Below are 18,711 nucleotides of genomic sequence, written 5' to 3' on the forward strand. Positions count from 1 at the left end.
CGCGCGAGGCGGACGGAAGGCTATTCGTGGAGCGAAGTCCTGGAGGATTCTGCATGTTCCGTTCCCTTCGCGCCGTGGCGCTGTCGTCCGTCGCGGTGCTGATCCTGTCCGGCTGTGCCGGCATGACCGAGACGCAGCCGACGACCGAGGCGTCCGCGGACGTCGCCGCGACGCCGATCTCCTACGACCAGCTGATGGCCGATGTGCGCATCCTGTCGGCGGACGACATGGAGGGACGCGATACCGGCGCGCCGGGCGGCGAGCGGGCGCGGGCCTATATCGTGTCGCGTCTCGAGGCGCTGGGCGTCGCCGCCCCGCCGATGGGCCGGTTGCAGCCGTTCGAGGCCCAGGGCCGGACGCGCGAGGGGCCGAAGACCTTCAACGGTGTCAACATCCTCGGCCTGATCGAGGGCACGCGGGCGCCGGATCGCTACATCGTCATCACCGCCCACTATGATCACGTCGGCTCGAACGGCGGCCAGATCTACAACGGCGCCGACGACAACGCCTCGGGCGTCGCCACCATGCTGGAGATCGCCGGGCGGCTGCAGGTCGCCAGGCCGGAGCACAGCGTGATCTTCGTGGGCTTCGACGGGGAGGAGCGGGGCCTGATAGGAGCCAAGCATTTCGTCCAGGCGCCGCCGGTCCCACTGTCGTCGATCGCCATGAACCTGAACTTCGACATGATCGCCCGCGCCGAGACGGACGGAAAGCTGTGGGTCACGGGAACCTATCAGCACCCGACGTTCCGGCCGCTTCTGGAGGGGATCCCGGCGAACGGCGCGGTGGCGCTGGCCTTCGGCAAGGACACGCCGCAGGACACGGGGGCGGACAACTGGGTCGAGGCCTCGGACCAGGGCGCCTTCTACAACGCCCAGGTGCCGTTCCTGTATCTGGGCGTGAACTACCACCCCGACTATCATCGGCCGTCGGACGATTTCGAGCGGATCACGCCGTCGGTATTCCAGAGCGCGGTGGAGCTGTCCTACCTGGCGTTCCGGGCGCTGGATCAGGGTCTGGACCGTTGATCGCAGGCGATTTTCACTTGCAAAGATAGGTGTTGCGCCTGGCCGCGTATCGGCGCTTCGGTCTTCGGATAACCGAGGGGGCTTGGAAGCGGCTATGACGACGGTGACTACCGACGCGTTCGATCTTCAGCGTATCCAGAAGATCCGGAAATGGGCCATCGGCCTGTCTCTACTGGCGGTGGTGGTGTTGGCCATGTTCACCGCCACCTGGTGGGGCGACGGTCCGACCCATGAGGCGGTGGAGGCCGCGGGGCTTGGCGCGATCGTCCTGAGCATCGTCGGACGCGCCTGGTGTTCGCTCTATATCGGCGGGCGCAAGAAGCAGGAGGTGGTTTCCACCGGACCGTATTCGCTGAGCAGAAACCCCCTTTATCTGTTCAGCTACGCCGGAGCCTTCGGGGTCGGCGCCCAGACCGGCAGCATGGTCATCGCCTGCCTGTTCGTACTGATCGCCGTTGTCGTCTTCCACTTCACGATCGAGAAGGAGGAAGCGTGGCTGACCGCTGAGTTCGGCGACACCTACAAAGCCTATATGGCGCGCACGCCCCGCTGTGGCCCCGACTTCTCGAAATGGCGCGACGAGGAGGACCTCAGCATCAAGCCGCGCTTTTTCCTGACGACGATTCGCGACGGGCTCGTCTTTCTGCTGGCCATTCCGGTCTTCGAAAGCGTTGACATGGCCCAGGCCGCCGGCTGGCTGCCGGTCCTGTTGCGCCTGCCCTGAGGAGAGACGCCATGCGCACGATCATCCTGCTGACCGCCGTGGGACTGACCCTGGCCGGCTGCGATCTGTTCAATGCGCCGTCGAAGCCGGCCGAGCCAGGCGCGCAGACGCCCGTGACCGCCCCCGCCAGCGGCGGCGCCTTCGCCCACATCCAGAGCGAAGATCTGTCCGGCTACTACCAGGTCGGCGAGGCCCAGGTCGGCCCGGGGGACTATTCCCTGATGCATCTGTTCGTCGGTCAGGCGCAGGAGTTCGTCGACTGGGAGGAGGGCAAGCGGTCCGCGACCTTCGCCCCGGTGATGCTGGAGTTTCTGGTTCCCGGCGAAACGACCGAGCGGGTCCTGCCCGAGAGCTATTCGGTCAGCGACGGCCGTATCCGCATGACGGGGACCAGTTCAAACGGCGACCGCATCAACTTCGACGGCCAGTTGAACGCCGGGACGCTGGCGACCGCGCGACGTAATCTGGGCGGGTCGGAAGAGCCGGCGATCACCGCGACCATCCGGATCGGCGAGCAGAGCTTCACGGGCGTGAAGCTGGGCTGGTACGGCGGCGATTGACGGATACGAAAAAGGCGGCCCGCGAAAGCCGCCTTTCCAGAATGCTAGTTGACCGTCGCCTTGACGATCTTGCCCGGCGCGCGGGGCGGCTCGCCCTTGGGCAGGGCGTCGACGTGGTCCATGCCCTCGATCACTTCGCCCCAGACCGTGTACTGGCGGTCCAGGAAGGTGGCGTCGTCCAGGCAGATGAAGAACTGCGAGTTGGCGGTGTCGGGCTGGTTCGTGCGAGCCATCGAGCAGACGCCGCGCACGTGCGGCTCCGACGAGAACTCGGCCTTCAGGTTCGGTTTCTTGGAGCCCGAGGTGCCTGTGCCGGTCGGATCGCCGCCCTGGGCCATGAAGCCCGGGATCACGCGGTGGAAGACGACGCCGTCGTAAAAGCCCTCGCTCGCCAGCTCGGTGATGCGGGCCACGTGGCCGGGCGCCAGGTCAGGGCGCAGCTTGATGACGACGTCACCGGTGTCGAGGGTCAGGGTCAGGGTCTGGTCGGCCATGTGGCGCTCCATTTTCGGATGATTGGCGGGGGTCATAGCCGCTGAGGGCCGTGGGCGCTATGTGGGAGCGATGAGTGACGACGAAAAGCCCACACCCGCGCCTGCCGAACCCGCGCGCCGCCGCATGGTGCGTCCTCCCACCGGCGGTACGGCCGCCGGCCGGAGTATGGGCGGCAAGATCAAGACGGCCGAGAAGAAGTCGATCTCGTCCATCGAATGGATCAAGCGCCAGCTGGCCGATCCCTGGTCCGAGAAGGCGCGCGCCGAGGGCTGGCGCAGCCGGGCGGCGTTCAAGTTCAGCGAGATCGACGACCGGTTCCGGCTGGTCAAGAAGGGTTCGCGGGTCATCGACCTGGGCGCCGCGCCGGGCGGCTGGGTGCAGGTCTGCGTCAACCGGGGCGCGGCGGCGGTGGTCGGCGTGGACCTGCTGCCGATCGAGCCGATCCCCGGATCGATTCTGATCCAGGCCGATTTCACCGAGCCCGGGGTGGACCAGCAGCTGATCGAGGCCTTGGGCGGGCCGCCGGATCTGGTGCTGTCGGACATGGCCCACAACACCGTCGGGCACCGTCAGACGGACCATTTGAAGATCATCGCCCTTATTGAAATCGCGTCAGAATTCGCCATCCGGACACTGAGGCCCGGCGGACATTTTGTAACGAAGAACTTCCAGGGTGGGGACGCGGGCCATGTGCTGGCGGACCTGCGCGCCAACTTCCAGGACGTGAAATACGTCAAGCCCGCCGCCAGCCGGAAGGGCTCGTCGGAGGTCTATCTGGTGGCTTTGAACAAGAAATGAGTAGGCGGAGGTCCGCGCGGCGTTCGCCCACCAGGCGGCCATGCGCACGGCGCCGGGTACGAATGGCTGGCCTGATCAGGCGGTCTGGGGCGCCCGGCGGGCTTCGCGGATCGTCCAGATCCGGTCGTGGATGGCGAAGAACACCATCTGAACCAGGGGTTCGACCACGCCGATGGCGAGGGCCGTCCGCCAGTTCTGGGTGATCGCATAGGCCACGGCGACCGCGACCGCGAAATGCATCAGGCCATAGGTCAGGGTCTTGATGGCGATTTTCTTGAACGACGGCAGGCCGTGGGAATGGCCGTGGTGGGCGCGCGTCCGGGCCTGTTCCTCGGCGTCCATGACGTTCAGACGGGCGGTGAAGGCCTCGGCCGTCTCCTCGATTCCGCTGCCCATGCGGCGGCGCTCGATGCGGTGCCAGATCCGGTCGTGAAAGGAGTAGGCGATGGTCTGGAAGAAGGGTTCGACCACGCCGATCGCCAGGGCCATGCGCCAGTCGCGGGTGATGGCGAAGGCCACCAGCATGGCGACGATCAGATGCATCACCCCGTAGGAGGCGATCTTGAGCGCGAGGCTCCGCACGGATCTGGCGAGATTGACGACCATCTGAAGGAGAGAATGTTAGCTTGGGCTGAAAGTTTCAAGGGCGGCTGAAAAAACATACGGGCCCTTCCTGCACCCGGATGCGCCGTCATGGTTGACTTCGCACCCGCGAAAGAGGATAGGCGGCCCGCAAAACGGAGACTCCCATGGAGATTCGCGAAGGGCTCACCTTCGACGATGTTTTGCTTGAACCCGGTCCGTCAGAGATCATGCCCGCCGACGCGGATGTCTCGACCCGGCTCACTCGCGACATCCGGCTGAACATCCCGCTGACTTCGTCCGCGATGGACACGGTCACCGAAAGCCGGCTGGCCATCGCCATGGCCCAGGCCGGTGGTCTGGGCATCCTCCACCGCAACATGACGGTGCAGCAGCAGGCCGATCAGGTCCGCACCGTAAAGCGGTACGAGAGCGGCATGGTCATCAACCCGGTGACGATCCGTCCGGAGACGACGCTCGGCGAGGTTCGGCAGATCGTGGCGGCGCGCAAGATCTCGGGCTTCCCGGTGGTGGACGCGAACGGCAAGCTGGTCGGCATCCTGACCAACCGCGACATGCGGTTCGACACCGACCCGAGCCATACGGCCGCCCAGCTGATGACCACGGGTGATCTGGTCACGGTTCGCGAAGGGGCGTCGAAGGAAGAGGCGAGGGAGCTTCTTCGCACCCGCAAGATCGAGCGGGTCATCGTTGTGGACGAGGACTACCGCGCAACCGGCCTGATCACGATGAAGGACATCGAGAAGGCCCAGGCCCATCCGCACGCCGCCAAGGACGACCAGGGTCGTTTGCTGGTCGGCGCCGCCTCGACGGTCGGGGACGCGGGCTACGAACGCGCCATGGCCCTGGCCGACGCCGGCTGCGACGTGGTGGTCATCGACACCGCCCACGGTCACTCCGCCCAGGTCGCCCGGGTGGTCGAGCGCATCAAGCGCGAGAACAACCGCCTGCAGATCATCGCCGGCAATATCGCCACCTATGACGCCGCCAGGGCGCTGATCGACGCCGGCGCCGATGCGATCAAGGTCGGGATCGGTCCGGGCAGCATCTGCACCACCCGGATCGTCGCGGGCGTGGGCGTGCCCCAGCTGACAGCCATCATCGACGCTGTCCGCGCCGCCAAGGCCTCGGGTGCGCCGGTCATCGCCGACGGCGGGATCAAATATTCGGGCGACCTGGCCAAGGCCATCGCGGCCGGCGCCTCAGTCGCCATGATGGGCTCGATGTTCGCCGGCACGGACGAGAGCCCGGGCGAGGTCTTCCTGTACCAGGGCCGCAGCTACAAATCGTACCGCGGCATGGGCTCGGTGGGAGCCATGGGGGCCGGCTCGGCAGACCGCTACTTCCAGAAGGAGGTCGAGGACACCCAGAAGCTGGTGCCCGAGGGCATCGAGGGTCAGACGCCCTACAAGGGGCCGATCGCTCCGGTTCTGCACCAGATGGTCGGAGGCCTTCGCGCCGCCATGGGCTACGTCGGCGCCGCCACCATCGCGGACTTCCAGGAGCGTGCGCGGTTCGTCCGGATCACCGGCGCCGGCCTGCGCGAAAGCCATGTCCACGACGTGATGATCACGCGTGAGGCGCCGAACTATCGGCAGGGATAGCGAATGTTCAACATGACGCCCGAACTGACCTATGCGGCCCTGACGATCCTCCTGGCGGTGGTGCAGATCTTCCTGCCCGCCACGGGCCGGACGCTGCAGCATGGGCCGAAGTGGAACGCCGGGCCGCGCGACGCGGACGTTCCACCGTCCAACGTCATCACCGGGCGACTGGAGCGGGCCCAGGCCAATCTGTACGAGACCCTGCCGCTGTTTCTCGGCGCCGTGCTGATCGCCCATGTCGCGGGTGAGGACGGATTTCTGACGTACTGGGGCGCTACGCTCTATTTCTGGGCTCGCGTCGTCTATGTGCCCCTGTACGCCTTCGGCGTGACGGGCGTGCGCAGCCTGGCCTTCCTCACTTCGCTCGCCGGTCTCCTGATGATCGTCGGCGCCCTGTTCATCTGAAAGTTTAAGTGACCCCAGCCGCTCGCCTCGCCTCCGCCGCCGCCATCATCGACCGCATCACTGCGGGCAAGGCCCCGGCCGAGGCCGTCCTGAAGACCTGGGGGACCGAGAACCGCTACGCCGGCTCCAGGGACCGTCGGGCCATCGCCGATCAGGTCTACAAGGTCATTCGCGCGCGCGGCCGGCTGGTCTGGGCCATGGGCGGACGCGAGGACGGTCGGGCCCTGATCATCGGCGCGCTCAGCCTGATCGACGGCCTGTCGGTCGAGGAGATCGAGGCTCTGCACTCCGGCGACGGCTACGGCCCCAAGCCCCTGTCGAAACAGGAGCGCAGCCGCATCAGCCTGACCGGCGACGAGGTCCCCGGCTGGGTCGCCGCCGGCCTGCCCGAGTTCGTGGTCGATGACTTCAGGAACACCTTCGGCGACCGCTGGGCCGAGGAGGCCGCGGGCCTGATGCTGCCGCGCGCCCCGATCGACCTGCGCGTCAATCTGGCCAAGGCCACCGTGGCGGAGGTCGAGGCCGAACTGCGCGAGGCCGGTCTGGCGCCGGAACGTACGCCTTGGTCGGCCGCCGGATTGCGCCTGCAGTCCGAGCCGCCGCCCAACGTTCAGGCGCTTGAGGCCTTCAAGCACGGCCGCATCGAGATCCAGGACGAAGGCAGCCAGATCACCTGCTGGCTGGCGGGCGTCGAGCCCGGCATGACCGTCGTCGACTATTGCGCCGGGGGCGGGGGCAAGACCCTGGGCCTGGCGATGCAGGGACTGGCCGTCGGGGCTTCGCGCGTCGAGGCTACGCCGCCCGAGCCCGAACGCATCTGGACCCCGACCGGCTGGGTCGATGCGCCCAAGTCGAAACCCAAACCCGCGACGATCGCCAGGGCCGAGGGTCGGCTGATCGCCTGCGACGTGGTCCAGAAGCGGCTCGACAACATCCGGCCCCGGCTGGCGCGCGCGGGCGTGGAGGCGGAGCTGATCCACCTCGGTCCCAATGGCGGAGGCGTCGAAGACATCGTCGGCATCGCCGATGTCGTCTTCGTGGACGCCCCCTGCACCGGCTCGGGCACCTGGCGGCGCCGGCCCGAGGACGCCTGGCGTCTGAAACCCGAAGAAGTGGACCGGATGCATTCGCTTCAGATCGCCATCCTGGCCCGCGCGGCCAAGCTGGTGAAGCCGGGCGGGCGTCTGGTCTATGTCACCTGCTCGATGCTGCGGGTCGAGAACGAGGCCACCCTGGACCACTTCGAAGAGGATCATCCGTCGTTCGCGCCGGTCGCCATCGCCGAGGCGCTGTCGTCGTCCGCCTTCACCGATGCCGGTCGCAACAAGCTGGCTGAACTGGCTCAGGGTCATCGCCTCCGGATGTCGCCTGCGACCACGGGCACTGACGGCTTCTTCGCCGCCGTCTATGAGCGGCAGGCGTGAGCGAGACCTTCGAACTGACGACTTTCGGACCGCTGACGGTGCTCTGCGTCATGGCGGCCCGCCCGGAATACGGCCCGGCGCTGAAGGCTCGGATCAGACCCCTGATCACCGGCGTCGGTCCGGTCGAGGCGGCGGTCGAGACCACGGCGGCGCTGGCGCAGCTGGCGGCCGAGGACCGGCTGCCGGACGTGCTGATCTCCCTCGGCTCGGCGGGCTCGCAAAAGCTCGAGCACGCCCGCGTCTACTGGGTGGATGAGGTCGCCTATCGCGACATGGACGCCTCGGCGATCGGCTTCCCGAAAGGCGTCACGCCCTTCCTCGACGAACCCGCCAGCCTGACCCTGGCCAGCGGTCCCGCCGGCCAGCCCTATGCGCGCCTCGCCACCGGCGGCAGCGTCGTGACCGGCGAGGCCTATGACGACATCGACGCCGACATGGTCGACATGGAGACCTATGCCGTCGTCCGGGCTGCCGCGAAGTTCGGCGTGCCGGTCATGGGTCTGCGGGGCATTTCGGACGGCAAGGCCGATTTGACCGGCCTGTCCGATTGGACCGACACGCTGACGGTGATCGACGAGGGTCTGGCCGAGGCGCTGGACCTGCTGAAAGCCGAATTCGAACGCCTGACCGCCGATCCCATGGAGCCCGCATGACCGCCGCCGCAACGACTGATCACCAGAAGGTCCTCATCGTCGATTTCGGCAGCCAGGTGACGCAGTTGATCGCGCGGCGCCTGCGCGAGGCCAGCGTCTATTGCGAGATCCATCCCTATGCGAAGGCGGAGGCCGCCCTGGCCGCGCTGAACCCGGCGGCGATCATCCTGTCGGGCGGCCCCGAGAGCGTGCACGAGGAGGGCAGCCCGCGCGCGCCCCAGGCCGTGTTCGAGGCCGGCGTGCCGGTGCTGGGCATCTGCTACGGCGAGATGACCATGTGCGAACAGCTGGGCGGCAAGGTCGAGGGCGGCCACACCCGCGAGTTCGGCCGCGCAGAGATTACCGTCGCCAGATCATCGCCCCTGCTGGCCGACCTGGCCCCCGTCGGCGAAGACGAGACCGTCTGGATGAGCCACGGCGACAAGATCGTCGCCATCCCCGAGGGGTTCGACGTCGTGGCGACCTCGGCCGGTTCGCCCTATGCGGTGATCGCGGATGAGAAGAGACGCTTCTACGGTGTTCAATTCCATCCGGAAGTCATGCACACGCCGCGCGGCCACCAGATGCTGAAGAACTTCACCCACGGCATCGCCGGGCTGAAGGGCGACTGGACCATGGCCGCCTATCGCGACGAGAAGATCGCCCAGATCCGCGAACAGGTCGGCTCGGCCAAGGTCATCTGCGGCCTGTCGGGCGGGGTCGATTCCTCGGTCGCTGCGGTGCTGATCCACGAGGCGATCGGCGACCAGCTGACCTGTGTGTTCGTCGACACCAGCTTGCTGCGCAAGGATGAGGCGACCCAGGTCACGACCCTGTTCCGCGAGCACTACAACATCCCCCTGATCCATGTGGATGCGTCGAAGGAATTCCTCGGCGCCCTGGCGGGCCAGTCGGACCCCGAGACCAAGCGCAAGACCATCGGCCGGGTCTTCATCGAGATCTTCGACCGCGAGGCCCACAAGATCGAGGGGGCGGAATTCCTCGCCCAGGGCACCCTCTATCCGGACGTGATCGAGAGCGTGTCATCCTCCAGCGGCAAGGCTCACGTCATCAAGAGCCACCACAACGTCGGCGGCCTGCCCGACTATATGAAGCTGAAACTGGTCGAGCCCCTGCGCGCACTGTTCAAGGACGAGGTCCGCGCACTCGGCCGCGAGCTCGGGCTTACGGATGCGTTCGTAGGACGCCACCCGTTCCCCGGACCGGGTCTGGCCATCCGCATCCCCGGCGAGATCACGCCCGAGGCCGTCGAGACCCTGAAACAGGCCGACGCCATCTATCTGGACGAGATCCGCAAGGCCGGCCTCTACGACAAGATCTGGCAGGCCTTCGCCGTCCTGTTGCCGGTCAAGACGGTCGGGGTCATGGGCGACGCCCGCACCTACGAAAAAGTGCTTGCCCTGCGCGCCGTCTCATCCACCGACGGCATGACCGCCGACTTCTTCGAGTTCCCCTGGGACGTCCTGGGCAAATGCGCGACCCGCATCGTCAACGAGGTCCGGGGCGTAAACCGGGTTGTCTATGACGTGACGTCGAAGCCGCCCGGCACGATCGAGTGGGAGTGATTCGCTAAGCCCCGCAGACGATCGACGACCATAGACAATCCTCGACTAAGGCGTTGTAAAAACACATCTTATTCCTGGTGGATAGCGAGAGCTATCGGAGCGCACCCGAGCCAGATGACGGCCGGGTCAGGTGCGGGAATTTTGGTCGCGGGACAAATGGTCAACGATCAGAGTATCTCCCTGGCGGCCGCGCTTCCCTGGATCGACCACACCAAGCCGCCCCAGACCAGTCCTGCCGCTGCCACTACCCTTCCGTCCGTCGTTACCCCGCCGGTCCCCTTGTCCAGCCCGCCGATTCGACGATCAGCATCCAGTGTCAGGGGCCGGACTTCGCCAGCAGCGTTTCGATCCGCCAAATCGTCGGATCGAATCCTGATCTCACTGTGACGGGACAGGTCACTTGGCCGACGGTGTTCACCACCAGCCTCAGCGTCTCGGTCATCCCGGGAGCGACGGCCTTGCCGTCAAACGCGTCAGTGAGGCCGTTAATCTATGCTGCCACCTGATGAACGCCCGGGCGGGTCTTGCTGGCTTGGCGTCCAAGCTGTGGGTGGCGGCAGCCTTTCTCGGCGTCGAGATTTCCTACTTCTTCGCAGATCTGACGCGGGGATCTCCAATCCTGGGCCCGGGAGAAGTTGTGGTGAACGGCGTCGTGTCGCGTTCGACCCTGGAACTGACCCGGCTTCTGCCCAGCCTCCCTCCGTTGCAGCAGCGTCTTTTGCTCGATCTCGCGCGTCACCTGAGCGCCGGAAACCAGAATGCGGCTCCGGCCGCTGCGTGAATCAGAGGGGTCGGCCCCCCGGTGAGCGCGCAGGACCGTCGCCGATTTCCGATCCGTGCGGAGGTTCACAAGCCCTGCCGCGAATGGCCAGGAAGCCACTCAGCTCATCGTCCCGGTCCTGCACGATCTCGTCGCGGAGCGCCGATTGAATGTTCCGGATGGCGTGAACGTCGAGACCGTCGACTCTGTGCCCCTCGTCCAGATCGTGGCAGATGATTTCCAGTTGAACGATGATCTCGGCGGCATTTCGAGGCAGGTGGCCCAGGATGACGGCCTCCGCCCGCTCCACCGCTGAATAAGTGTCTGTCGCGGTCTGGTCATCGTTCGCCGCAGCGTTTTCCACGCAGGACGCCCAGGTCATGGCGTGCATCATGAAGTCGTCGGAAGCGCACAGCAGCATTGGATTCTCCGATTGAAAGAACAGCCTTGCAGGCAAGAGTTTGGCTAGGCGGTTTGGGTGTCCGTGCGGTCGGCGCGCCGGATTCGGGTGAGCGCCCATCCTTCCCATGCGCCGAAAAGCACGATGCCCATCATCAGCAGCCACGCTGCCCAGCGGATGGACACCATGGTCCATTGCAAGGCGTCGACCCGAAGCAGGGCGACGATGTGGGTCGATAGGGCCATCAGTTGGCAGCCGGCCGCGAACAGAAGCCACCATCGGTCCCCCCTCAACGCCATCCACAGAAGGACGCTGAACACCACAAGCGAGGAAAGTGCGACCGCCCAGCGAAATCCGCTGATCGTATAGGGCTCGATCATCGGGGTGAGCACCATCACGGCCGCGAAGAGCATCGCGCCCCGTCGCTCGGTCCAGCCGCCACCCATGGCCAGAAGGCAAAGGGCGGCGACCGAAAACCAGATGAGCGGCGTGAATGCGACGTAGCTCAAGGCCAACCCCTCAGGCTACGGCGACGAGCTGAGCTGTTGGCCTGGAGCCTGGCGGTACCGGTTTTGTTTCCGTGGGACCGTCCAGGCGCCAGACGACGCCGTGACCCTCGGCGACATTCAGCAAGCCCGTGTGGGCGCTGACGGTCGCGATCCGGGCGGTGTTAAGGGCCGAGAGACCGGTCACGATGTCGCTCAGGCTGTCCTGGCCTACGGCCGCTGCGAGGCTCGCCGCCTTGCGGCCCTCGATCATTCGGGCTCCGAGGCGGAACATTTCGGCGAGCGCGCTGTCAACCGCGTGCTCCGTGGTGCGAAGCTGCCGAGCGATCTGGATCCCGGCTTCGTGCTTGTTGGTCATGGTCTGTCCCGTGAAGGCGATTTGAAAGGGCTTCAGATCGCTCCAGCCGGCGCCAACCGATTCCCGAGATCCGCCAGCGCGTTGAGCAAGGCAATCCCGAAGAGCACCGCCCCGGTCAGGGCGAGGAAGCTCAGGACGACCCACCGCAACCGGCCAGATGCTTCGGGTAATTCCGGAAGCACCCGGCCGAACAGACGAGGACGGCGAGGCAAAGAAGGCGGCGACTGAGCGGATGTCGCACTCACAGGAGGCGCCACGACGACCACGCCGGGTATATCGACTTCGGCGTATAGCGGATGAACCGCTAGGCGAGCCATCGCGTCGCGACGATCCGAAGCGCCAAGGCGCCGCATCGCTTCGCGTATGTGGTTGCTGACCGTATCGGGCGAGATGCCGAGGACGCGTCCGATCTCCTTGTCGCTGCTTGCGGCTCGGCGAACGCATTCCAACTGCATGGGTGAAAGCGGCCGTTCCATCGTCAGTCCTCCGGCCGCGACGCTACGTCTCTGGGGAGGTTTTCGCCACACGGTTAATTCTTTGCAAGCGTAGAGCCGGAATCCGCCTTGCAACGAGGGGGCTGGCCTACGATCGTCGGACGGCGAGAGCGGGCCAGTCAATCTATGGTCGGATGGAAGCCAGTCGCGCGGGGTTGGACGCCTTCTCGGAGACCGGCGCCAGCTTCTACGCCCTGTCTTACGAGGCGATGGACCTGCAAACCCTGACCGGCAACCTGGGCATCCGCCTGGACTGGTCGATGCAGGCGCGTGAAACAGTGTTCATGCCGTCGATCCGGGTGGAATGGCGCCATGAGTTCGAAGAGCCGTCTGCCGATCTCCGTTGACGGTAAAGCAGACGGCGAGCGCCGAAGACCAATGAAAGTGCTGGTAAATCAAGATCCTGAGCCGCTCGGAATAACCGAGTGGAAGTGAAGGCGGCAGGCCGCTTCAGCCATACGCAACGCCTGGTCAGAAGAATGCGCCTGCGCTCTTCCAAAGCATATAGCCCGCGACGACGAAGATGAGGACCGAGAAGACGGTCGTCAGCAGGCCGGTGGTGCTCGACAGCCTCTTGGCGGCGAGCGCGCCGCCGAAGCTGCCGGCAAGGCCGCCGAGGATGAAGACACCGGCCAGAGGCCAGTCGATCAGACCGGAGAAGGCGTAGTTGAGCGCCGTCGTGAGGCCGAACGCCGTGACCGCGACGAGCGACGATCCGATCGCATTGAGGATCGGCATGCCGGTCGAGGCGACCAGGCCGGGGACGATCAGGAAGCCGCCGCCAATGCCGAAGAAGCCGGAGAATACTCCGGTGCCGAGACCGTAGCCCAGCACCTTGGGCGCGTTCTCGCGATTGCAATTCGCGCCCGGGTTGCCGACGTCTCCTCGTCCTCGCAGCATCTGCACGCCGACGACGACCATCACGATGGCGAACAGGAACAGCAGCTTCTCGCCGTCGAACGCCTTGCCGACGGTCGAGCCGGCGAAGGCCCCGGCGACGCCGGCCCCTGCATACATCCCTGCGCATCGCCATTTCACCGTGCCGTTACGGGCATGGTTCATCAGTCCCGCCGCCGCATTGGCGGCGACGGCCAGGGCGCTGGTGCCGATCGCGACGTGCGGACTGGGCACCCCGACCAGATAGACCATCAGCGGAACGGCCAGAATGGACCCGCCGCCCCCCACGAGCCCGAGGGTGAAGCCGACCAGGCTGCCGGACAGAGCGCCAAGCAGATACTGAACGGGTTCGAGGGTCATCGGGCGTCAAGCCGTGCCCGAAGCGCCGACAGATCGTAGCCTGCATCGGCGGCGGTCGCGATCAGGCTATCCGTCGACTGCGCCCCGGCCTGTGTGAGGGCCCATAGCGTCGCCGAGCGCATGCCGCTGCGGCAGTAGGCCAGGATGGGTCCGTTCAGGCGAGCAACGGCCTCTGCCATCTGGGCGACGTGCTCGTCCGTAACCGCCCCACCAAGGGTCGGCACATGGGCGAAGCTCATGCCGTGGGAAGCGGCCATGGCTCGCATTTCGGCGGCCGTCGGCTGTCCCGACTCCTCGCCGTCCGGTCGGTTGTCGATGATCGCGCGAAATCCCTCGCGGGCCGCCTGTGCGACGTCCGCCTCGGTCAACTGGGCCGAAACGGAGAGGGTGGGGGTGATGGCCTTGAACGGCATGACAATCGTCCTTGAACGGGTGCTCGAAGTGGGGGGCTCAGCGATGCCGGGGCCGGGTGGAAATGCCGAACGGCATGTAGGCCGGGCAGGTCGCGGTCAGGCTGGTCAGAAGCAGGACGACGGCCATGCCACCGAGGACCAGGGCAAGGGTCCCGCCGATCAGACCCAGTCCATAGGCCCCGATGACCGCCGCGACGGCGGTGAGCCGGATGACCCGGTCGATCGTTCCCATGTTCTTCATGACCGTGTCTTTCGGACGAGAGGGAGCCGGGGCGACTGATACGATCGCAGCGGGCCGACTGTGTTCCGGGTCTCAGACATTGTGTGTCTCCAGTCTGGGCTGCTTCACCGGGGCGGCGGGCAGCAGGCGAGGCAGGATCATCCCGCCGAGCATCGCCAGGAAGAAGATGGCGACGGCGACGGGGGCGATGGCGAAAAGGTCGCCCATCACAGCACGTCCAGCGGAATCTTGAGGTAGCGGGTGCCGTTCGATTCCGGCTCGGGCAGATGGCCGCCACGCATGTTCACCTGGATCGAGGGCAGGATCAGCCTGGGCATCGACAGGGTGGCGTCGCGCGCATCGCGCATGGCCACGAACGCCTCCTCGCCCACGCCCTCGTGGACGTGGACATTGCCTGCACGCTGCGCGCCGACCGTGGTCTCCCACGCAAAGGTGTCGCGCCCCGCGGCCTTGTAGTCGTGGCAATGGAACAGGCGGGTCTGCTCCGGCAGGGCCATCAGCCGGCGGATGGAGCGATAGAGTTGCCGGGAGTCTCCGCCGGGGAAGTCGGCTCGGGCCGTGCCGTAATCCGGCATGAACAGGGTGTCGCCGGTGAAGACGGCGTCGCCGATCACATAGGCCAGGTCCGCCGGCGTGTGGCCCGGCACGTGTAGAGCGATTGCCTGGATTCCGCCGATGGTGAACCGGTCGCCGTCCTCGAACAGGCGATCGAACTCCGAGCCGTCGCGGGCGAACTCGGTACCTTCGTTGAAGATTTTTCCGAAGACGTTCTGGACGTGGATGATCTCCCGCCCGATCGCGAGCAGGCCGCCCAGGTGCTCCTTCAGATAGGGGGCAGCCGACAGGTGATCGGCATGGGCGTGGGTTTCCAGCAGCCAGGCGACGGTCAGACCTTCGCTCCTGACGTGGGCGATGATGGCGTCCGCCGAGGCGAATGAGGTCCGACCCGCTGCGGCATCAAAATTCATGACGCTGTCGATGATCGCCGCTTCGCGGGTCGCGGGATCATGGACGACATAGCTGACCGTGTTGGTCGGCTCGTCGAAGAAGCTTCTGACAGTCGGAACAGGTCCTGGGCCGGACCGGGAGTGCTCGATGATGAGCGTTGCGCCCTGCAGGGGGGTGTCGTTCACGTCAGGCTCCAGGAAGAAGGGGGTGATTGTCGGACGTTCGAGCCGGGTGGGGACAAGTGTCCCATCCTGGCTGAGCAGGTCGTTGACCCAGATCAACCGGCCGCCGGCTCGCGGAATTGGGGTGACCGGATCGAAGGGGGCGAAACAGCCTGACTTTGTGGCGCTGCGCCATGTAGGCTCCTTTCGACTCCCTATATATTAGCTATTGCTCATTTAGCAAACACAAATATAAGACTGCAGTGATCGAAACGGAACATCCTGATCTTGCCCGGCTCGAGGCCAGCGCCGGCGAAGCGGCCGGGCTGCTTCGCGCCCTCTCCAACGAGAAGCGGCTGATGATTCTGTGCCAGCTGGGGGATCGCGAGATGGCCGTCAGTCAGATGATGCCCCTGCTCGGTCTGTCGCAGTCGGCTCTGTCCCAGCATCTCGCGAAACTGCGCGAGGAGACCCTCGTCGACACCCGGCGGGAGGGTACGACGATATTCTATCGGATCGCCGAGCCGGCCGTCCTGAGGGTCATCGCCCTTCTGGCCGAGATCTACTGCCCCCCGGACGGGTCTCTTCGGCCCTAGGATGTATGCAGGGCTGACGGCACCGGTCCTGGACCTCAACTGCCCACAGGGTGGACGGGCCTTCGGTTTCCGCGTCAATGGCACGGTTGTCGGCCGAAGCTGGTGATCGGGACCGTCACATGCCTGATTTGAGGCCCAACCATGCTGCGCTATGACCGCCGCGTCCATTTCCTGGCCGCCTGCTTCTCAGGCGTGGCGGGCTATGTCGATGCGATCGGCTTTCTACTGACGGGAGGGTTTTTCGTGTCCTTCATGAGCGGCAACTCGACGCGTCTGGGCATCGGGATGGCGGAAGGGTCATCGCAAGCCGGATTCGCCGCCGTGCTGCTCATGGCCTTCGTCATCGGCGTCATGATGGGGACGATCACCGGCCGCATCGCCGGCAGGCATCGTCAGGTCGCGGTGCTTGGTCTGGTGACCTTGCTGCTGGCGATCGCCGTGCTCCTGCACAGCCTCGGAGCGGGCATCCTGGTGGCGCTGCCGATGGTGCTCGCCATGGGAGCCGAGAACACGGTCTTTGCGGAAGACGGCGAGGTACGGATCGGTCTCACCTATATGACGGGCGCCCTGGTCAAGGTGGGCAAGCGGCTGACGACCGCGTTGACGGGGGGCGATCGCTGGAGCTGGCTGCCGTTCATGCTGCTTTGGTCCGGACTGGCGGCGGGCGCTGTGGCGGGGGCCCTGGCCTATGGCGCGTTCGGGGTCTATGCGCTGGTCGGAGCTGTGGTGCTCATGGCTGTGATGACCCTCGTCACAGCCGCGATCGGGCCCATCTCAACACGCGGTCCCCACCCATCCTGAAAGGCGTCAAACCCGGGCGTTCGGCGCAGGCTCCATGCCGGCGATGGCCGCAGCCAGGATGCCGGCCGATGCAACCAGCCCCGCCGTCTCTGCCGGGCTCAGCGCAGGGACAAGAATGCGCTCCACTCCGCCCGCGCCAAGGATGCATGGCAGGCTGAGACACAGATCCGACAAACCATACTCGCCCGTCAGCAAGGTCGAGACCGGCAGCACGGCGTGTTCATCGCGAAGGATGGCCTCGCAGATGCGAACGATGGCCGTCGCGACGCCGAAAGAGGTGTAGCCTTTGCCCTCGACGATGGCATAGCCGGCATCCCGGACTTCGCGTGCGATCGCTGGAAGATCAGGCTGTGCCTCGCCCCGGCAAAACTGATCCAGCGTCTGACCGCCGATCCGCACAGTCGAGAAGGCGGCGACCTCGCTGTTGCCGTGTTCGCCCAGGACGAAGCCCTCGATCGATGCGGGCGCGACCCTGAGGGTCTGCGACAGCGTCTGGGTCAGGCGGCTGGTGTCCAGCAACGTTCCTGTTCCGATGACCTGCGCAGCCGAAAACCCGGACCGGCGCAAGGCGACAAGCGTCATCAGATCGACGGGATTGGCCGCGACCACGATGATGCCCGCGAAGCCGGCGGCGATCAGCCGGTCGACGCAGTCCGAAACGATCGCCGCGCTTTTCGCCGCCACGGAGAGACGGTCCTGTGAGCCCTGGGTCGCGCCGCCCGCAGTGATGACGGCGATGCCGGCTGTGGCGGCGTCCGCATAGTCGCCGGCCCAGACCCTGGCCGGTCGTGCAAGGGCGTTGGCGTCGGAGATGTCCGCCGCCTCTGCCTCGGCGAGGGCCGTGTTGCTGTCGATCAGCACGATCTCGTGGACCAGGGCCCGAAGCATCAGGGCGTAGGCGGCTGTTGCGCCCACGTGGCCCGCCCCGATGACGGCGATCCGGTTGAGGTTTGCGCCGAGGCTTTGGTGTGACGTCATACGACGGCTCCAAAAAGCCGGCCAATGCCGGCGGTGATCGCCATGGCCAGCACGCCCCACAGGGTCACGCGGAGGATGGGCGTCAGCATCCTGGCGCCGCCGACCTTCGCGCCGACCCCGCCCAGGATGGCGAGACCCAGCACGGCCGCGGCGGTGACTGCGACGACCGTCGTCGACGTCGGCGCGACGACGGCGACCAGCAATGGCACGGCGGCGCCCACCGAGAAGGCGGCGGCCGATGCGAACGCCGCCTGGATCGGTCGGGCAGTGGTGTGCGCCGAGATGCCCAGTTCATCACGCGCATGGGCGCCCAGAGCGTCCGTCGCCGTCAGCTGGGTGGCGACCTGGTCCGCAAGGTCCTGGGTCAGGCCGCGCGCGACGTAGAAGCCCGCCAGCTCCCGCAACTCGGCCTCGGGTGCGGCCGCCAGTTCACCGCGTTCCCGGTCGAGATCGGCTTTCTCGGCATCCGCCTGCGAACTGACCGAGACATATTCGCCGGCCGCCATCGACATGGCGCCGGCGACCAGACCCGCGACCCCGGCGACGAGGATGCCGCTGCGACCCGCCTCCGCCGCAGCGACGCCGACGATCAGGCTCGCGGTCGAGACGATCCCGTCATTGGCGCCGAGCACGGAGGCCCTCAGCCAACCCACGCGTCCGACCAGGTGACGTTCGAGGTGGTGGTATCTCGGCATCGGGTTTGGCCTTTGTGCTGGCAGTTCAGCGGCGTGCTCAGGATACGGCGCCGCCGCCGTCCGATCTATGATCTCGCCATTCAATGAACCGACGAAGCCGTGACTGACGTCACGGTGTCGACGCGCTCCGCGACGAAACGAGGTGATCGCGGCGCAGGCAGAGGCTTTGGCACGGCGACCCCGGATCACTATACGCCTCAATGCCGCATTGGGCCCATCCTATGGTTGATCTGGATCAAATAAC

The 18,711-nt window shown here is 66.2% G+C and carries 26 protein-coding genes; 13 read left to right on the forward strand and 13 right to left on the reverse strand.

The features are described from left to right. Window positions 1–53 precede the first annotated feature (53 nt). From RMO01_RS12835 to RMO01_RS12845, 3 genes are all read left to right on the forward strand, one after another. Entirely contained in the window at window positions 54–1,028 is a 975-nt protein-coding gene (locus tag RMO01_RS12835) for a M28 family peptidase (protein WP_309629450.1), read from the forward strand. 94 nt (window positions 1,029–1,122) lie between these two features. Then, on the forward strand, window positions 1,123–1,752 hold the full coding sequence (locus RMO01_RS12840) for an isoprenylcysteine carboxylmethyltransferase family protein (RefSeq protein ID WP_309629451.1): 630 nt from the start codon (window positions 1,123–1,125) through the stop codon (window positions 1,750–1,752). A gap of 11 nt (window positions 1,753–1,763) precedes the next feature. Next, window positions 1,764–2,312, forward strand: a complete 549-nt coding sequence (locus tag RMO01_RS12845; RefSeq protein ID WP_309629452.1) for a hypothetical protein — start codon at window positions 1,764–1,766, stop codon at window positions 2,310–2,312. A 44-nt stretch (window positions 2,313–2,356) separates the two neighbouring features. On the opposite strand, the gene RMO01_RS12850 is transcribed toward RMO01_RS12845, so the two are convergent. Next, entirely contained in the window at window positions 2,357–2,806 is a 450-nt protein-coding gene (locus RMO01_RS12850; RefSeq protein ID WP_409013080.1) for a peptidylprolyl isomerase, read from the reverse strand. Between the two features lie 70 nt (window positions 2,807–2,876). On the opposite strand from RMO01_RS12850, the gene RMO01_RS12855 reads away from it, so the two are divergent. Then, the gene (locus RMO01_RS12855) at window positions 2,877–3,605 is read left to right on the forward strand and encodes an RlmE family RNA methyltransferase (protein WP_309629453.1); all 729 of its coding nucleotides are present in this window, start codon (window positions 2,877–2,879) and stop codon (window positions 3,603–3,605) included. Window positions 3,606–3,680: 75 nt separating this feature from the next. On the opposite strand, the gene RMO01_RS12860 is transcribed toward RMO01_RS12855, so the two are convergent. Further along, window positions 3,681–4,187, reverse strand: coding sequence for a DUF2061 domain-containing protein (locus tag RMO01_RS12860; RefSeq protein WP_309629454.1), 507 nt, complete (start codon window positions 4,185–4,187; stop codon window positions 3,681–3,683). 167 nt (window positions 4,188–4,354) lie between these two features. Between RMO01_RS12860 and guaB the strand changes: the two genes are divergently transcribed. From guaB to RMO01_RS12890, 6 genes are all read left to right on the forward strand, one after another. After that, window positions 4,355–5,812: an IMP dehydrogenase gene (guaB, locus tag RMO01_RS12865; protein WP_309629455.1), complete on the forward strand. Its 1,458-nt coding sequence runs from the start codon at window positions 4,355–4,357 to the stop codon at window positions 5,810–5,812. 3 nt (window positions 5,813–5,815) lie between these two features. Beyond that, window positions 5,816–6,217, forward strand: coding sequence for an MAPEG family protein (locus RMO01_RS12870; RefSeq protein ID WP_309629456.1), 402 nt, complete (start codon window positions 5,816–5,818; stop codon window positions 6,215–6,217). Window positions 6,218–6,225: 8 nt separating this feature from the next. Continuing rightward, on the forward strand, window positions 6,226–7,641 hold the full coding sequence (locus RMO01_RS12875) for an RsmB/NOP family class I SAM-dependent RNA methyltransferase (RefSeq protein WP_309629457.1): 1,416 nt from the start codon (window positions 6,226–6,228) through the stop codon (window positions 7,639–7,641). Further along, window positions 7,638–8,294 (forward strand): 5'-methylthioadenosine/S-adenosylhomocysteine nucleosidase, encoded by a 657-nt coding sequence (locus tag RMO01_RS12880; protein ID WP_309629458.1) that lies wholly within the window; start codon window positions 7,638–7,640, stop codon window positions 8,292–8,294. The genes RMO01_RS12875 and RMO01_RS12880 overlap by 4 nt, the downstream gene beginning before the upstream one ends. Beyond that, on the forward strand, window positions 8,291–9,859 hold the full coding sequence (gene guaA, locus RMO01_RS12885) for a glutamine-hydrolyzing GMP synthase (protein WP_309629459.1): 1,569 nt from the start codon (window positions 8,291–8,293) through the stop codon (window positions 9,857–9,859). The genes RMO01_RS12880 and guaA overlap by 4 nt, the downstream gene beginning before the upstream one ends. A gap of 400 nt (window positions 9,860–10,259) precedes the next feature. Next, window positions 10,260–10,640 carry a hypothetical protein gene (locus RMO01_RS12890; RefSeq protein ID WP_309629460.1) on the forward strand — a complete coding sequence of 127 codons (381 nt, stop codon included), beginning with the start codon at window positions 10,260–10,262 and terminating at the stop codon, window positions 10,638–10,640. A 1-nt stretch (window position 10,641) separates the two neighbouring features. On the opposite strand, the gene RMO01_RS12895 is transcribed toward RMO01_RS12890, so the two are convergent. Genes RMO01_RS12895 through RMO01_RS12910 form a run of 4 tightly spaced genes read right to left on the reverse strand, consistent with a single transcriptional unit; the run spans window position 10,642 to window position 12,359 of the window. Beyond that, a complete protein-coding gene (locus tag RMO01_RS12895; protein ID WP_309629461.1) occupies window positions 10,642–11,040 on the reverse strand; it encodes a hypothetical protein in 399 nt (132 codons plus the stop codon). Between the two features lie 44 nt (window positions 11,041–11,084). After that, complete coding sequence (locus tag RMO01_RS12900) at window positions 11,085–11,528, reverse strand: hypothetical protein (protein ID WP_309629462.1); 444 nt, start codon at window positions 11,526–11,528, stop codon at window positions 11,085–11,087. A gap of 10 nt (window positions 11,529–11,538) precedes the next feature. Then, entirely contained in the window at window positions 11,539–11,883 is a 345-nt protein-coding gene (locus RMO01_RS12905) for a hypothetical protein (RefSeq protein WP_309629463.1), read from the reverse strand. Between the two features lie 32 nt (window positions 11,884–11,915). Further along, the gene (locus tag RMO01_RS12910) at window positions 11,916–12,359 is read right to left on the reverse strand and encodes a helix-turn-helix transcriptional regulator (RefSeq protein ID WP_309629464.1); all 444 of its coding nucleotides are present in this window, start codon (window positions 12,357–12,359) and stop codon (window positions 11,916–11,918) included. A gap of 152 nt (window positions 12,360–12,511) precedes the next feature. Here RMO01_RS12910 and RMO01_RS12915 point away from each other — a divergent pair, with 152 nt between their 5' ends. Further along, entirely contained in the window at window positions 12,512–12,724 is a 213-nt protein-coding gene (locus tag RMO01_RS12915; protein ID WP_309629465.1) for an autotransporter outer membrane beta-barrel domain-containing protein, read from the forward strand. A 124-nt stretch (window positions 12,725–12,848) separates the two neighbouring features. On the opposite strand, the gene RMO01_RS12920 is transcribed toward RMO01_RS12915, so the two are convergent. The 5 genes from RMO01_RS12920 to RMO01_RS12940 form a co-directional block, all read right to left on the reverse strand. Further along, the gene (locus tag RMO01_RS12920; RefSeq protein WP_309629466.1) at window positions 12,849–13,634 is read right to left on the reverse strand and encodes a sulfite exporter TauE/SafE family protein; all 786 of its coding nucleotides are present in this window, start codon (window positions 13,632–13,634) and stop codon (window positions 12,849–12,851) included. Then, entirely contained in the window at window positions 13,631–14,047 is a 417-nt protein-coding gene (locus tag RMO01_RS12925) for a TIGR01244 family sulfur transferase (protein ID WP_309629467.1), read from the reverse strand. The genes RMO01_RS12920 and RMO01_RS12925 overlap by 4 nt, the downstream gene beginning before the upstream one ends. Window positions 14,048–14,084: 37 nt before the next feature. Then, on the reverse strand, window positions 14,085–14,288 hold the full coding sequence (locus RMO01_RS12930; RefSeq protein ID WP_309629468.1) for a DUF2892 domain-containing protein: 204 nt from the start codon (window positions 14,286–14,288) through the stop codon (window positions 14,085–14,087). A 72-nt stretch (window positions 14,289–14,360) separates the two neighbouring features. Continuing rightward, entirely contained in the window at window positions 14,361–14,495 is a 135-nt protein-coding gene (locus tag RMO01_RS12935; RefSeq protein WP_309629469.1) for a hypothetical protein, read from the reverse strand. Then, entirely contained in the window at window positions 14,495–15,406 is a 912-nt protein-coding gene (locus tag RMO01_RS12940) for an MBL fold metallo-hydrolase (protein ID WP_409013081.1), read from the reverse strand. Before RMO01_RS12940 ends, RMO01_RS12935 begins: the two co-directional genes overlap by 1 nt. 254 nt (window positions 15,407–15,660) lie before the next feature. Here RMO01_RS12940 and RMO01_RS12945 point away from each other — a divergent pair, with 254 nt between their 5' ends. Further along, window positions 15,661–15,993, forward strand: coding sequence for a metalloregulator ArsR/SmtB family transcription factor (locus RMO01_RS12945; RefSeq protein WP_309629471.1), 333 nt, complete (start codon window positions 15,661–15,663; stop codon window positions 15,991–15,993). Between the two features lie 141 nt (window positions 15,994–16,134). Beyond that, complete coding sequence (locus RMO01_RS12950) at window positions 16,135–16,794, forward strand: YoaK family protein (RefSeq protein ID WP_309629472.1); 660 nt, start codon at window positions 16,135–16,137, stop codon at window positions 16,792–16,794. A 6-nt stretch (window positions 16,795–16,800) separates the two neighbouring features. Here RMO01_RS12950 and RMO01_RS12955 read toward each other — a convergent pair whose 3' ends face one another. Together RMO01_RS12955 and RMO01_RS12960 are read right to left on the reverse strand one after the other, a co-directional pair. Then, window positions 16,801–17,772 carry an L-lactate dehydrogenase gene (locus RMO01_RS12955; RefSeq protein ID WP_309629473.1) on the reverse strand — a complete coding sequence of 324 codons (972 nt, stop codon included), beginning with the start codon at window positions 17,770–17,772 and terminating at the stop codon, window positions 16,801–16,803. Next, the gene (locus RMO01_RS12960) at window positions 17,769–18,467 is read right to left on the reverse strand and encodes a VIT family protein (protein WP_309629474.1); all 699 of its coding nucleotides are present in this window, start codon (window positions 18,465–18,467) and stop codon (window positions 17,769–17,771) included. Before RMO01_RS12960 ends, RMO01_RS12955 begins: the two co-directional genes overlap by 4 nt. Between the last annotated feature and the right edge of the window lie 244 nt (window positions 18,468–18,711).

The organism is Brevundimonas sp. (genome assembly GCF_031412435.1).
GTDB lineage: Bacteria > Pseudomonadota > Alphaproteobacteria > Caulobacterales > Caulobacteraceae > Brevundimonas.